This window comes from Oxalobacteraceae bacterium OTU3CAMAD1 (assembly GCA_024123915.1).
GTDB lineage: Bacteria > Pseudomonadota > Gammaproteobacteria > Burkholderiales > Burkholderiaceae_D > Rugamonas.
Genome location: CP099650.1, coordinates 4,224,298 through 4,237,142, shown reverse-complemented (window position 1 = coordinate 4,237,142; position 12,845 = coordinate 4,224,298). Strand labels below are relative to the sequence as shown.

11 protein-coding genes are annotated in these 12,845 nt (G+C 63.0%); 6 read left to right on the top strand and 5 right to left on the bottom strand.

Annotated features, from left to right (window positions below; genetic code table 11):
• The first annotated feature begins 8 nt into the window (after nucleotides 1-8).
• The 3 genes from NHH88_18240 to NHH88_18230 are packed head-to-tail and all read left to right on the top strand — an operon-like array spanning nucleotide 9 to nucleotide 2,955.
• On the top strand, nucleotides 9-1,448 hold the full coding sequence (locus NHH88_18240) for a glycosyl hydrolase family 28 protein (protein ID USX11647.1): 1,440 nt from the start codon (nucleotides 9-11) through the stop codon (nucleotides 1,446-1,448).
• Nucleotides 1,448-2,644, top strand: a complete 1,197-nt coding sequence (locus NHH88_18235; GenBank protein ID USX11646.1) for a glycoside hydrolase family 88 protein — start codon at nucleotides 1,448-1,450, stop codon at nucleotides 2,642-2,644. Before NHH88_18240 ends, NHH88_18235 begins: the two co-directional genes overlap by 1 nt.
• The gene (locus NHH88_18230) at nucleotides 2,641-2,955 is read left to right on the top strand and encodes an L-rhamnose mutarotase (protein USX11645.1); all 315 of its coding nucleotides are present in this window, start codon (nucleotides 2,641-2,643) and stop codon (nucleotides 2,953-2,955) included. The genes NHH88_18235 and NHH88_18230 overlap by 4 nt, the downstream gene beginning before the upstream one ends.
• Here NHH88_18230 and NHH88_18225 read toward each other — a convergent pair.
• Complete coding sequence (locus tag NHH88_18225; GenBank protein ID USX11644.1) at nucleotides 2,943-3,851, bottom strand: alpha/beta hydrolase; 909 nt, start codon at nucleotides 3,849-3,851, stop codon at nucleotides 2,943-2,945. The two genes, NHH88_18230 and NHH88_18225, sit on opposite strands and share 13 nt — an antisense overlap.
• A 17-nt stretch (nucleotides 3,852-3,868) precedes the next feature.
• Between NHH88_18225 and NHH88_18220 the strand changes: the two genes are divergently transcribed.
• Nucleotides 3,869-4,501 (top strand): DUF1080 domain-containing protein, encoded by a 633-nt coding sequence (locus NHH88_18220; protein USX11643.1) that lies wholly within the window; start codon nucleotides 3,869-3,871, stop codon nucleotides 4,499-4,501.
• Here NHH88_18220 and NHH88_18215 read toward each other — a convergent pair.
• Nucleotides 4,498-5,826 (bottom strand): hypothetical protein, encoded by a 1,329-nt coding sequence (locus NHH88_18215; GenBank protein USX11642.1) that lies wholly within the window; start codon nucleotides 5,824-5,826, stop codon nucleotides 4,498-4,500. The two genes, NHH88_18220 and NHH88_18215, sit on opposite strands and share 4 nt — an antisense overlap.
• A 125-nt stretch (nucleotides 5,827-5,951) precedes the next feature.
• Here NHH88_18215 and NHH88_18210 point away from each other — a divergent pair, with 125 nt between their 5' ends.
• Both NHH88_18210 and NHH88_18205 read left to right on the top strand, forming a co-directional pair.
• Nucleotides 5,952-7,613, top strand: a complete 1,662-nt coding sequence (locus tag NHH88_18210; protein USX11641.1) for a rhamnogalacturonan acetylesterase — start codon at nucleotides 5,952-5,954, stop codon at nucleotides 7,611-7,613.
• Between the two features lie 19 nt (nucleotides 7,614-7,632).
• Nucleotides 7,633-8,994, top strand: a complete 1,362-nt coding sequence (locus tag NHH88_18205) for a glycoside hydrolase family 88 protein (protein USX11640.1) — start codon at nucleotides 7,633-7,635, stop codon at nucleotides 8,992-8,994.
• A gap of 85 nt (nucleotides 8,995-9,079) precedes the next feature.
• Here the strand turns inward: NHH88_18205 and NHH88_18200 are convergent, their stop codons facing one another.
• Genes NHH88_18200 through NHH88_18190 form a run of 3 tightly spaced genes read right to left on the bottom strand, consistent with a single transcriptional unit; the run spans nucleotide 9,080 to nucleotide 12,665 of the window.
• Nucleotides 9,080-10,051, bottom strand: coding sequence for a glycoside hydrolase family 43 protein (locus NHH88_18200; protein USX11639.1), 972 nt, complete (start codon nucleotides 10,049-10,051; stop codon nucleotides 9,080-9,082).
• Between the two features lies 1 nt (nucleotide 10,052).
• Nucleotides 10,053-11,438: a rhamnogalacturonan acetylesterase gene (locus NHH88_18195; protein USX11638.1), complete on the bottom strand. Its 1,386-nt coding sequence runs from the start codon at nucleotides 11,436-11,438 to the stop codon at nucleotides 10,053-10,055.
• A gap of 3 nt (nucleotides 11,439-11,441) precedes the next feature.
• Nucleotides 11,442-12,665: a DUF4861 domain-containing protein gene (locus NHH88_18190; protein USX11637.1), complete on the bottom strand. Its 1,224-nt coding sequence runs from the start codon at nucleotides 12,663-12,665 to the stop codon at nucleotides 11,442-11,444.
• Between the last annotated feature and the right edge of the window lie 180 nt (nucleotides 12,666-12,845).

The following is a 12,845-nucleotide window of genomic DNA, read 5'->3' as shown; positions in this document are numbered from 1 at the left end:
GAACCAACATGAAGATAACGAAGTGGATACGCCTCGCCGCAACGGCGATGCTTGCCCTGGGCATGGCCACGGCCGGCGCCAAAACCTACAACGCCGCCAGCTACGGCGCCAAGGGCGACGGCGTGACCCTCAACACCAAGGCGATTCAGGCGGCCATCGACGCCGCCGCCAAGGATGGCGGGACAGTGGTGCTCAGTCCCGGCACCTACCTGAGCGGATCGATCTTCGTTAAAACCGGCGTCACGCTGCAAGTCGACAAGGGCGTGACCATCCTTGGCTCGCAGCGGATCGAGGACTATCCCATCATGCCGACCCGGATCGCCGGTATCGAAATGAGTTGGCCGGCCGCGCTGGTCAACGTCTACGAGCAAAAGAACGCCGCGATCACCGGTCAGGGAACCATCGACGGCGACGGCAAGATCTTTTGGGACAGCTACTGGACGCTGCGTAAGACCTACGAACCACGCGGCTTGCGTTGGGCGTCCGACTACGATGCCCGCCGTCCGCGCCTGATCCAGGTATTCAATTCGTCGCAGGTGACGGTCGGTGGCGGCCTGCTGTTGCGCCGTTCTGGTTTCTGGACGCTGCACATCTGCTACTCGACCGATATCACCGTCGATGGGGTCGTCATCCGCAACAACGAGGGTGGACGCGGCCCGTCGACCGACGGTATCGATATCGACTCCTCGAAGAAGATCCTGGTGCAGAACGCCGACATCGCCGTCAACGACGACGCCTTGTGCCTGAAGGCCGGGCGCGATTCGGACGGCCAGCGCGTCGCCCGGCCGACCGAGGACGTCATCATCCGCGACTCCATTGTGCGCGACGGCGCCGCCGGGGTGACATTCGGCAGCGAGACGGCTGGCGGTTTCCGTAACATCGAGGCCTACAACATCACGGTGCTGGACAAAGTCCCCGTCGGCATCCTGTTCAAATCGGCGCACACGCGGGGCGGTTTCGGCGAAAATCTGCGCCTGCACGATTTCACGATGAAGGGCACGCCCGTCGTCATCCGCATCACGATGAACTGGAATCCAAGCTACAGCTACGCCGAGATCCCGAAAGAGATCAAGGACTATCCGGCGTACTGGAAGGTGCTGGCCACGCCGGTGCCGAGGGAGAAGGGCATCGCGCACTTCCACGATGTCCGTATCTGGAATATCAAGGCGACCGGCGCCACCACGGCTTTCGAGGTCGACGGCTACAAGGAGGTGCCGCTGGACCGCTTCAGCCTTGCCAATCTGGACATCGAAGCGGAGAAGGGCGGCCATATCTACGACGCCAAAGGCTGGCAATTCACGGATACGAAACTGCGCCTGAAGCAGCCGGTCGCCATCGAGGACGCGGCTGCGGTGCGTGGCCTGCCGGCCGGCAGCGTAGTTGTCAAGCCGGCGCCGCCCAAGGAAGATCCTTCCAAGAAGAGTTTTGAAGAACAGGACAAGACTTGATGAAGACCTCGTATTTGCTTCTAGTGGCGCTCGGCCTGGTCGGCGGCTGCGCCGGCACGAATACGCAGCAGTATCCGCTGCCGACGCCCGCCATGCAGGCCATCATCGACAAGGACACCGGCCGTCATTTCGGCGACGCGCCGGCGGATGGTGGGCCGATAGCCACCGACCTGTCGCCGGCATTACGGGCGGCCGCCATCGACAAGGCGCTGCGCAAGGTGGCCGACTGGCAGCTGGCGCGTACCATGCCGCATCTGGACCGGATCTGGACCTCCAGTGTGTTGTTCAGCGGTTTCATGGCCGCCTCGGAAGCGACTGGCGACCCGAAATATCGCGATGCCATGCTGGCCATGGCCAATCAGTTTGAATGGAAGCTGCGAACGCCGTATCCCAACGCCGACGATATCAGCGTCGCGCAAACCTACCTGGAACTGCATGAGCGCGATCCATCGTCGGCGCGCCTCGGTCCTACCAAAACCGAGCTCGATATCCTGATCAACCTGAAAACGCTCAAACCAGGGGACGATCGGCTGCCCTGGTGGTGGTGCGATGCGCTGTTCATGGCGCCACCGGTGTGGGTGAAGATGTACAAGGCCACCGGCGAACGCAAATACCTCGATTACGTACACGAGCAGTGGCGCAAGACCTACGATCTGCTGTACGACAAGGAAGAGCATCTATACGCGCGCGACGCCAGCTACATCAGCAAGCGCGAGCCGAATGGCAAGAAGATATTCTGGTCGCGTGGCGAGGGCTGGGTGCTCGGCGGTCTGGCGCGCACGCTGGATTACATCCCCGAGAACGACCAGCAAAAGCAGTTCTACGTGCAGCAGTTACGCGAGATGTCGGCTCGCATCGCCGGCTTGCAGGGCAAGGACGGTCTGTGGCACGCGGGGCTGCTCGATCCGCGCAACTACCCGCTGCCGGAGATCTCCGGTTCCGCGCTGTTCGTATACGGCATGGCTTATGGCGTCAACAAGGGTTATCTGGACGCCAAAGTCTACCGCCCCGTGATTGAACGGGCGTGGGCCGGCATCCTCAAACACGTCTATGCGGACGGCCGTCTTGGCGGCATCCAGCAGACCGGCGCGGAGCCGGCGTATTACCGGCCCGCTTCCAGCTACAATTACGGCGTCGGCGGCTACCTGCTGGCTGCCGCCGAACTGAGAAAAATGGCTAACGGAGGCAAACCATGATCACGCGCGCGTTCCGCATGAAGCTTAAACCCGGCACGGTGGATGAATACAAGCGCCGCCACGATGTGCTGTGGCCCGACCTGGCGGCGGCGCTGAAGGAAGCCGGCATCTACGACTATTCGATTTTCCTCGACGAGGAAACGCTGCACCTGTTTGCGGTCCTCAAGCTTGCGACGGACAACAAGATCGAGGCCTTGCCGGGCCAGCCTGTGATGAAGCGCTGGTGGGACTACATGGCGGACCTGATGGAGGTGGAGCCGGGCAACCGGCCCCGCGAATGGCCGCTGCAGCCGATGTTCTATTTCGCCTGAGTGAGCAGGCCGCGATCGCGCAGCCATTCCTCCGCGCGGCGCGGCCACAGCGACGAGGTGCCCAGGCCGTCGCGCATGCCCATGCCGTGCCCGCCGTGCTCGAACAGGTACATTTCGGCCGGCACCTTGGCCTTGGTCAGCGCCTGGTAGAACAGGATGCTGTTCTCGACCGGGACGGCTTGATCTTCCTGCGTGTGGATCAACAGCGTCGGCGGCGTGGCGGCCGTGACCTGCTTTTCCAGCGACATCAACTGAAGCGTTTCTGGCGACGGCGCGGCGCCCAGCAGCGCTTTGCGCGAGCCCGCATGGACGGCCGGCTCCTGCATCGTAATGACGGGATACATCAGCATCAGGAAGTCCGGACGGGCGCTGACGGTGTCCATGGCGGCGCCGGTGCGGCCGGCGGGATTGTCGAACAGCGTGCCGGCGCTTGCCGCCAGGTGGCCGCCGGCGGAACTGCCCATGACGCCTATGCGCGCCGGATTGATGTTGAACTCCGCGGCGCGCGAGCGCAGCATGCGAACCGCGCGCAGCACGTCCTGCAGCGGAGCGGGGTGGCCGTACTCCTGCATGCGATACTTGAGCACAAAGCTGGTCACGCCCAGGGTGCTGAGCCAGTTGGCGTATTGATCGCCTTCGCGCGCGGTGGACATGCGCACATAGCCGCCGCCGGGGCAGATAATGACGGCGGTGCCGTTTGGCCTGTCGACGGCGGGACCGACCATGGTCAGTGTCGGCTCGCTGACGTTGGAGTTGTAGCCGCCGCCGATTTTTTCGGGGCCGATGTCGGCCTTAATTCCGGGCACGCCCTCGGGCCAGAGCTGGATGACGGTGGGGGCGGCGCCGGCCAGGCTGGCGCTAACGCCGAGGATCAGGGTAATCAGTGTTTTTTTCATAGTGAAGAGAGTATCAGATGATGAATCGGATGGCATGCGCCGCCTTGCTGTTTTTTTCCGCGCAGTCGGCGGGCGCGGTGGAATTGTTCAACGGGCGCGATTTCAGCGGCTGGGAGTTGAAGACGTCGCCCGCCGCCCGCATCGACAGCGTGTTCCGCATGCTGCCGGGCGGCGTGGTCGCTGCGACTGGTCAGCCTTCGGGGTTCTTGTCCACGCTGAATAGCTATGGTAACTACAAGCTGCATGTGGAGTGGCGCTGGAGCGGAACGCCGGGTAATGGCGGCATCCTGCTGCATATCAGTGATGGTCCGATGGATCGTGTGTGGCCGCTCAGTCTTCAGGTGCAGACCAAGCGCGGGAATGTGGGCGATCTGCTGCCGATGGCCGGCGCCAGCTTTGCGGAACCGCTGACCTCCGCTCATGGCGCCGAGCCGCGTATCAAGGCGCATACGGCCCTCGACAGCGAGCTGGCCGCCGGAGAGTGGAACGTCTGCGATATCGTCAGCCGCGATGGCAAGGTTGAGGTCACGATCAATGGCGTTGTTCAGAACAGCGTTACACGGAGCGAGCCGGCGTCGGGGCGCATAGGTTTCCAGCTTGAGGGGGCGCCGTATGAGCTGCGCCGTGTCGAACTGGTGGAGTTGAATTAGCGTTTAAGCCACGCCTCCGGCACCGGGACGATGCAGATGTTCATGCTGCGTCCATCCTCCGACAACATCGCCGATTGAATCTGTATGCGCGTGCCATCGGCGTTGAACGTCGGGTGGGGATGGTCGGCCGCCGTGGTTTTATGCCCGGTCGTCAGCATCACCATCTCGCGCGTCTTGCGGTCGATCAGGTATACGCTGCGGCTGAAATCATCGCCCACCGCCCAACGCCCATCCGACGACCCATGTACATGCCACAATCCGCTGCCGGACGGCGTCTGGCCCGCGATCGTCATCTCGCGGGTGCGCAGGTTGACGATCGCCAGCCCGCTCGGCTTTTCGCGCGTGCCGGTGATGCCCCAGCCCTCGTCCTGGCCGGGATTCGCGCCCTGAACGCCAGTCGCCGGAGCGCCAACCCCGCCGCCGCCCTCGGCGATGGGCCGGTGCCCCATGATCGCCATCGCCACTTCATCCTTCGAGATCACCGCTTCGTGCGTCACCCACTCATATGGTGCCTCGGGATAGAGCGGCCGCAGGCCGGTGCCATCGGCTTTCACCGTCCAGGTGCGTTGCGGCGACTTGCCACCGGTCTCCCAGCAGAAAACGATCTCGCCCGGGTTCCACAGGTTCGCCTGGATATGGCCGATCTGGAAGGGCACGGACACCACATGTTTGACTTCGCCGGTGCGCACATTCATGCGCGAGATCCCGTTCGGGCCGGCGCCCATGCTGCGCGGGCCGAAAGCCGGCTCGATTTTCACGCCCGGCGCTAGGTGCTTTGCCGCCTCGGTCGGACCGGTGCGGAAGTAGGCCCATTCCTCGTCCGCGTCCAGCGCCATGTCGCCGCCGGCCTCCAGCTCCGGCGCGGTTGTGCCGCAGATACGCTGGTAGGCGTCGGCCGATTTGAGCTTGCCGGCCTTGCTGTCCGCCAGCAGCGCCGCCAGATCCACCTCGACGAACTGCAGGCGCTTGGCATCGCCGTCCTTGCGCATGAAGTAGAGCTTCATCGACTTGCGCGCAAGGTTCAACATGCCGACGTAGCCGCCTTCCGTGACCTGTACCAGTTCGCCGGTTTCCTCGTTGACGGCCATGGCCTCGCCCTTGACCCGCGCGGAACGGAACACCAGCCACTTGCCGTCCGACGTCCATTGGGGATGCGTGGGATAGATCTTGGAGTCGCCGTTCGGCTTACTGGTCAGGAAGGTCAGCATGGTGCCGGTGACGGGGTCTTTGACCACCTTGCGCTCGGACGGAAACCGCTTGCCGATCTGCGCGTGCGCGCTACTGGAGAGGATCAGGGCTGCGCAAATCAGGATCTTGATAATCATCGATAGCTCAAAACAGGTTGAAAGGTTACGATTGTCTGCTCATACCGATGCGGACATTGCTCATTTTTCTGATTCTTTAAGCTCAAAGTACAAGCCTCGAAAAATCCTCGCATAGAATTGGCGGCATGAACAGATACCTTGCTTTCATCCTTAAATTGTGCTGCGCCGCAGCAGTCGCGGGTTCCTCGACGACGTCGGCGCAGACCCCGCCGCCCGCCGTCAACACCGATCCGCGCAACGCGCAGGTGGTGCTGCCGGAACCAGCGAATCCGAACCTGCCTTCACTGATATTGATCGGCGATTCCACGGTCCGCAACGGCAAGGACGACGGCCAAGGCAAAGGCGCGGCCGGCCAATGGGGATGGGGAAATCCGTTCGCCACGATGTTCGACCCGGCCAGGATCAACGTGGTCAATCGCGCCATCGGTGGCCTGAGCAGCCGCACCTATCTGACCACCAAGCACTGGGAGCGCAGCCTGGCCTTCGTCAAGGCGGGCGACGTGGTGCTGATCCAGTTCGGCCACAACGACGCGGGACCGGTCAACGACACCATCCGCGCGCGCGGCACCATCAAGGGTATCGGCGACGAGGCGGAGGAAATCGATAATCTGATGACCGGCGAGCGCGAAGTGGTGCACAGCTACGGGTGGTATTTGCGAACCTTCGTGGCCGATATCAAGGCGCGCGGCGCCACCGCCGTCATCTGCTCGCCAATACCGCGTAAAAGCTGGGGCGAGGATGGCAAGATACGGCGCAGCCAGAACGAGTACGCCGGCTGGGCCGAACAGGTGGCGCGCCAGCAGAAGGTCGGCTTCATCGACCTGAATGGCATCGTCGCCCGCCAATACGACGCGATGGGCCGCGACGAGGTGATGAAGATGTTCCCGGTGGTGACGCCGGACGAGCAGACCCACACGAATTTGGCCGGCGCCGAACTGAATGCCCGCGCGGTCGTCGCCGGCCTTAAAGCCTTGCGCACGCCAGTGGTCATGACGGCGCTGAACGCGGCCGGCCAGGCCGTTCCCGCCGCCGAGGATGACCGTCCGGTGGTCGACGCCAACAAGGTCGCGGGTGAGAAACCGCGCGATCCCTCGTTGCCCAGTCTATTTCTGGTCGGGGATTCGACCGTCAAAAGCGGCGGAGCGAATGGCGCGATCGGCTGGGGCGAGCGCATTACGCCGCACTTCGACACCAATAAGATCAATGTCGTCAACCACGCGATCGGTGGCCGCAGCAGCCGCACCTTCTTTACCGAGGGGCGCTGGGACAAGGTGCTGGCGCAACTGAAGGCGGGGGACTTCGTAGCGATCCAGTTTGGCCACAACGACGGCGCCCGCATTGGCGATCCCGCCGGTAAAAATCGCGGTTCTGCGCCCGGGACCGGGCCGGAGACGGTCGAGGACACGCGGCCGGATGGCATCAAGGAGCAGGTCCACAGCTTTGGCTGGTACATGGCGCGCTATGTCGCCGACGCAAAGGCCAAAGGCGCCACCGTGATCCTGCTGTCGCCGGTACCGCACCGCGACGTATGGGAGCAGGGCCGCGACTTCGCAAACTATGCGCAGTGGGACGAGGAAGTGGCGCGCAAAGGCGGCGCGATGTTTGCCGACCTGACGATGGTGGTCAGCGACGCTTACCGCAAGGCCGGCGCCAGTGCCGTCAACGGCTACTTTTCCGACGCTCGTACACACACCAATGAAGCCGGCGCGCAGTTCAATGCGGCGCGTGTAGTCGATGCCTTCAAAACCTTGCCAGGCAATCCGCTGGCAGCTTATCTCAAACACTAACAACAACGAGACACATCATATGAAAGTTAAGCTTTTGCTGAAAAAAACCGCCATCGCCGCCATGCTGCTGCCGCTGGCATGCCAGGCCTGGGCAGAGACCAAGCCGGCCAACGACATGACGGCGCCGCTGCACCTGATGAAGGCCGACTATCCCACGCCATACGGCAATCCGTCGATCGACGATGTCAACAAGGTGCTGAACCGGGTGTTCACATATCTGGATGCCGCCACCCCGGCGCAGGCGATCAACGCCAAGACCAAGAAAGAGATCACCAATTTCAGCCAGATGGATGACGACACCGTGCTCGCGCCGGGCGATTTCCGCCTGACCAGCTACGAATGGGGAGTGACTTACGCCGGCATGCTGGCGGCCGGCGGCGCCACCGGCGACAAGCGTTATAACGAGTATGTGAACAAGCGTTTGACGCTGCTGGCCAACATGGCGCCGGCCACGCTGGCGCGCATGAAGTCCAACCCGCAAAGCAAGTCGCCGGTGCGCGGCATGCTGGAGCCGCATGCGCTGGACGATATCGGCGCGGTGTGCGCGGCGATCGTCAAGGCCAAGCAGGAGGGTTTGCAGGCTGACGTGAAGCCGCTGCTGGATAGCTGCATCACCTTCATCCGGACCAAGGAGCATCGGCTGAAGGACGGGACCCTGGGCCGCGTGCGTCCGCAGGTCGATACGCTGTGGCTGGACGATCTGTTCATGGCCGTGCCGGCGCTGGCGCAGCTGGGCAAGCTGACCGGCGACGCCAGTTACTACGACGACGCGGTCAAACAGGTGGAGCAATTCTCCAAGCGGATGTTCAATGAGCAGAAGGGCATTTACATGCACGGTTGGGTGCAGGGGATGGAGGTGCATCCAGAATTCCATTGGGCCCGCGCGAACGGCTGGGCGGTGATGACGCTGGTGGAGCTGCTCGATGTGCTGCCGAAGAGCCATCCGGGGTATCCGATGGTGTTGAAGCAGTTGCGCGCGCATGTGAAGGGCTTGGCGTCGTATCAGGATGGCACGGGCTTGTGGCATCAACTGCTGGACCGGAACGATACGTATCTGGAGACGTCGGCCACGGCGATCTATGCGTACTCGATGGCGCGGGCGATCAACAAGGGGTATATCGACAAGATGGCGTATGCGCCGGCTGTCATGCTGGCCTGGAACGCGGTGGCGACCAAGGTGAATGCGAAGGGACAGGTTGAAGGGGTTTGTGTCGGGACGGGGATGGGATTCGATCCGGCGTTCTATGCCTATCGTCCGGTGAACGTGTATGCGGCGCACGGATATGGACCGGTGCTGCTGGCGGGCGCAGAAGTGATCACGATGCTGAAGACGCACAAGTTCGAGATCAACGATAGTTCGTTGCAGTTGTTGGTGAAATAACCCGGACTCCGTGGCGGATTAGGCGGAACGCCGTAATCGGCCATGCATGCGTCGCCGGGGCGCATGCATGGCCGATTACGCTTCGCTAATCCGCCCTACGTGTTTCAGAATTGTTCATCAGCTTCGTGACCAACTCCGATGGCACGGCAATCACCGTGCCATGGCGCAGCCGCAGCGGCGTGCCTTCGTCGGGGAATTGCATCTTCGCCGTGACGTCCTCCCATTTCACCATGTCGCGCGAGCGCATGGCGCCGTAATGCTTGGTCGTGTAGGCGTCGTAGTAGAGGATCACGTCCTGGCCGATTTGCAGCGCCGTTGGACCTTCCACCCACAATCCCGGCGGCGTAATGGGCGCACTCAGTTTACCGAACGGTCCACGCAAGTCCGGCGCGGCCGCTATCTGCAGATACTTCTTCGGCGGATTGCGCGTCTCATCCTTGACCATCAGGTAGTTCTTGCCGTTGGCGCGCACGAAGCTGGCGTCGATCACGCTGAAGCCGGGATCGTAGTATAGCTTCGTCGGCGCGTAGGTGACGAAGTCGCGCGTCGTCGTGTAGTACATGCGGTGGTTGTATTTTTCCTCCGACGAGCCGTCGGTTGCCGGGAAGCGCCTAGGTATCGTGGATGCCCAGAAGATCAGGAACTCGCCGCGCTTGTCGTCGTAGACGATCTCCGGCGCCCAGGCGTTCAACGAGCCCGGTTCGTGCGCCATCACGGGCACCTGCTGCTGCGGCGACCAGTTGACCAGGTCCTTCGACGACGCGTAGCCGATGTTGTTCTCGTTCCAGCCCGACGTCCAGACCATGTGATAGGTGCCGTCCGGGCCGCGCACGATGCAGGGATCGCGCATCAATTTGGAGTTGCCGACCTTCGGCGCCAGGAAGCTGCGGCCGCCGCCCAACTTGTCCCACTTGTAGCCGTCCGCGCTGCCGGCGAAATGCAGGCCGTCCTCGCCGTTGCCGGTGAAGTAGGCGAAGACGTAGGCGTCGGCCGCCTGCGACGCGAAACTGGCCATCGCCAGCGTTAAGCCAACGGCCAGTTGCCGCGTGATTTTCATGTTATTGGTTTGCCTCGTCGCCCAGCGGGCGTTCGTTGGTAAAGGTGGGACTAGCCGGGACCGCGAACGAGGCCACCGGGTCGGGATGGGATGGATCGAAATTGCCATAGCCTTCGGCGATGAAGGCGGCGACGGGCAGGCCGCTCTGACGCATGCCGGTCAGAACGATCTGCGCCAGTTCGTAACCGCCGTAGTTGTTGTGGTGCGTGTTGTCGATGCGGCCCGGCTCCGGCTCGGCGAAGGCTTTCTTCGAGAGCTCGGGACCCAGCGCCTCGTAGAACGGTTTGCTCATCGCATTGAGGTCGATGAAGGCGACGCCCAGCTCTTTCGCGGATTCTCGCGCGGCGTCGGCGTAGTCGCGCAACGACGGCACGACCTTGCCGGCCGCGTCGAAGTTACGGCGTTCCATCGACGATACGATCACCGGCACGCCGCCGTGCGCGCGGATGGCGTCGACGTGGGCGCGGATCTCGTCCTTGTAGGTGGTGAAAGGCCCGCCCTTGTTCTCCTTGATCTGCTTCTGGTCGTTGTGGCCGAACTGCATCAGGACCGCGTCGCCTGGCCGCATGGCGCTGACGACTTTGTCCAGCCGGCGGCGCGCCAGCGAATCGCGGTAGGTTTCGCCCGATTCGGCATGGTTGGCGACCGCAATGCCCGGCTTAAGAAAGCGCGGCAGCATTTGTCCCCAGCTGCTATACGGCTCCGCCGGCTGATCGCAAACGGTGGAGTCGCCCAGCAGGAACAAGGTCGGCGTTTTGACGGGGACGATCTCGATGGCGCTGATGACGGGGTTCCCGCCGCCGATCTCCAATGTCAGGCGCTTGTCCCAGCTCCAGGCTTCCTGCACCGTTTCGCGCGGCGCCTTCAGCTTGACGCTGCCGGCGGCGATGCCGTCCCGTGCGGGAATCCGGGGCGTGCGGATGTTGACGGTGAAAGCGCGTTTGAGGGTGGCGCCCGGCGCGGTCGTTACGTTTTCCAGCATCAACCGGCGCAGTTCCGATTTGACCGTGGTATTCGAGGCCGCGTCGCCACCGCCGAAGGTGATGGTGACGTTGTAGTTCCCTTCGGGCAGATCGACGGAAAAGAAGAAGGGCTTGCCGGCGGCAAGGTGCCCGGAACCCGCCGGCACATTGCGCACCACGGCGCCCGGCTCGAATCCGAAGCCGCGCTTTTCGTTGTAGTCCATACCCGGTTGCACGGCGGTGTAGCCGGCAGCCGGCTTGCCGCCGCCGAAAGCCAGCCGCCAGGTGTCGGTGCTTGCGGTTACCGCGGCCGCATGGGCGGGGCCGGAGGCTGCCAACGCCAGAATAGAAAACCCTGCCAGCAGCTTCGCCGAGGAGAGACGGCTTGCCACCGGCAGGGAAGGAGTGCCCGGTTTAAACTGCATTATCTATTTGCTTGCGCCCAGCGTCACGCTGACCGGGGCACGTACGCGCGCCGCCTGCGCCGCCACGTACTTCTGCCAGTCGTCGCGGGTGGCGAAGTCGCCGCCACGGGTCCAGCCGGAGCCGACGTAGTAGCGCAGCGGCTGGCCGGAGACGACCTTGGCCAGCATCAGTTGATTGAGCTTGTCTTCCGCGTAGCCCTTTTCATCGGCGGTCGGCACGATGATGGCGGTGCCGAAGGCGCCGTTCGATTTCTGCTCGATCCACTGCAGCATCGCGCGGTCGGCCGGCACGGTCGACGGCTGGACGACGGCTTCCTGGCCCTTGTCGGCCGGCGTCTTGTTCAGGCCAACGGCGGCGGTCAGCTGCTGCGGACCGGTAAAGGTGAAGGTGCTTTCGATCTGGTCGAAGTAGTGGCCGGCGTCGACGGTGAAGCGCTTGACTTCGGAAACCTTGGTGCCGGCGGCGTCCCACGCGTCGTAGTTCAATTCGAAGATGGCGCGCACCGGGCCGTTGGCGATGACTTTCCATTTGGCGTAGTTCACGCTGGTGAACAGGTTGCTGCCGTCCCAGATGCCGGTGCCGCCCGCGCCGCGCGACTTGCCGACGTTGTACATGTCCATGCCTTCGCCTTCATCATGGTGATAATGGTCGTGGCCCTTGTTGTACCAGCGGTCGACGATGGGATAGGCGACACGCTTGTGCCAGATATCCATGCCGCTGGTGACCAGCACTTCCTTGCCGCTGCCTTCGGGCGCGGGAGCGGCCAGCGCGGGACCGTAGGTGCGGTGCGCGACCTTGTCGTTCTCCCACGCGAAATCGTCCAGGCGTTCCTGGATGTAGCGGGCCGAGACCTTGCTAGGGAAGGGCGGCGCCATGGCCTCGATTTTCTCGACGGTGAAGGTGGCCTTCTTTTCGCCGACGGCGAAGTTATGCTGGAAAATCAGCTCGCCATACGCGATGCCGACGTTCTTCGGGTCCTTGGCCTGCGGGGCCACATTGGTGACCTGATACGGCAGCACGCGGCCGGCGGCGTCTTTCACTTCGATATGCTGCAGCAGCGCGCCTGGCAGCACGCGATTGACTTCGGTCCAGGGGATGGTGATCGTCTCCGATGGGCGCGCCGCATCCAGGTTGTGCGTGACGGTGACGGTCAAACGGTCGGCGGCGAAACCCGCGCCGGCGGTGGCCAGTGCGGCAGGTACGAACAGGATGTGACGAAGTTTCATGTATTTACCAGTGTTAGTGACGACGTTATGAAAACGGGTATTTGCGGGTATTTCCGAGACTTTACCGCATCTTGCAAATCCGGCAAAGCACGAATGAAACAGTCCCGCAGCCCGCCGTCATCTCCTGCGTTTTTTGATTTTCGGTTGCGACGAGTCTAGGCGCACGTCGATGAATATCGA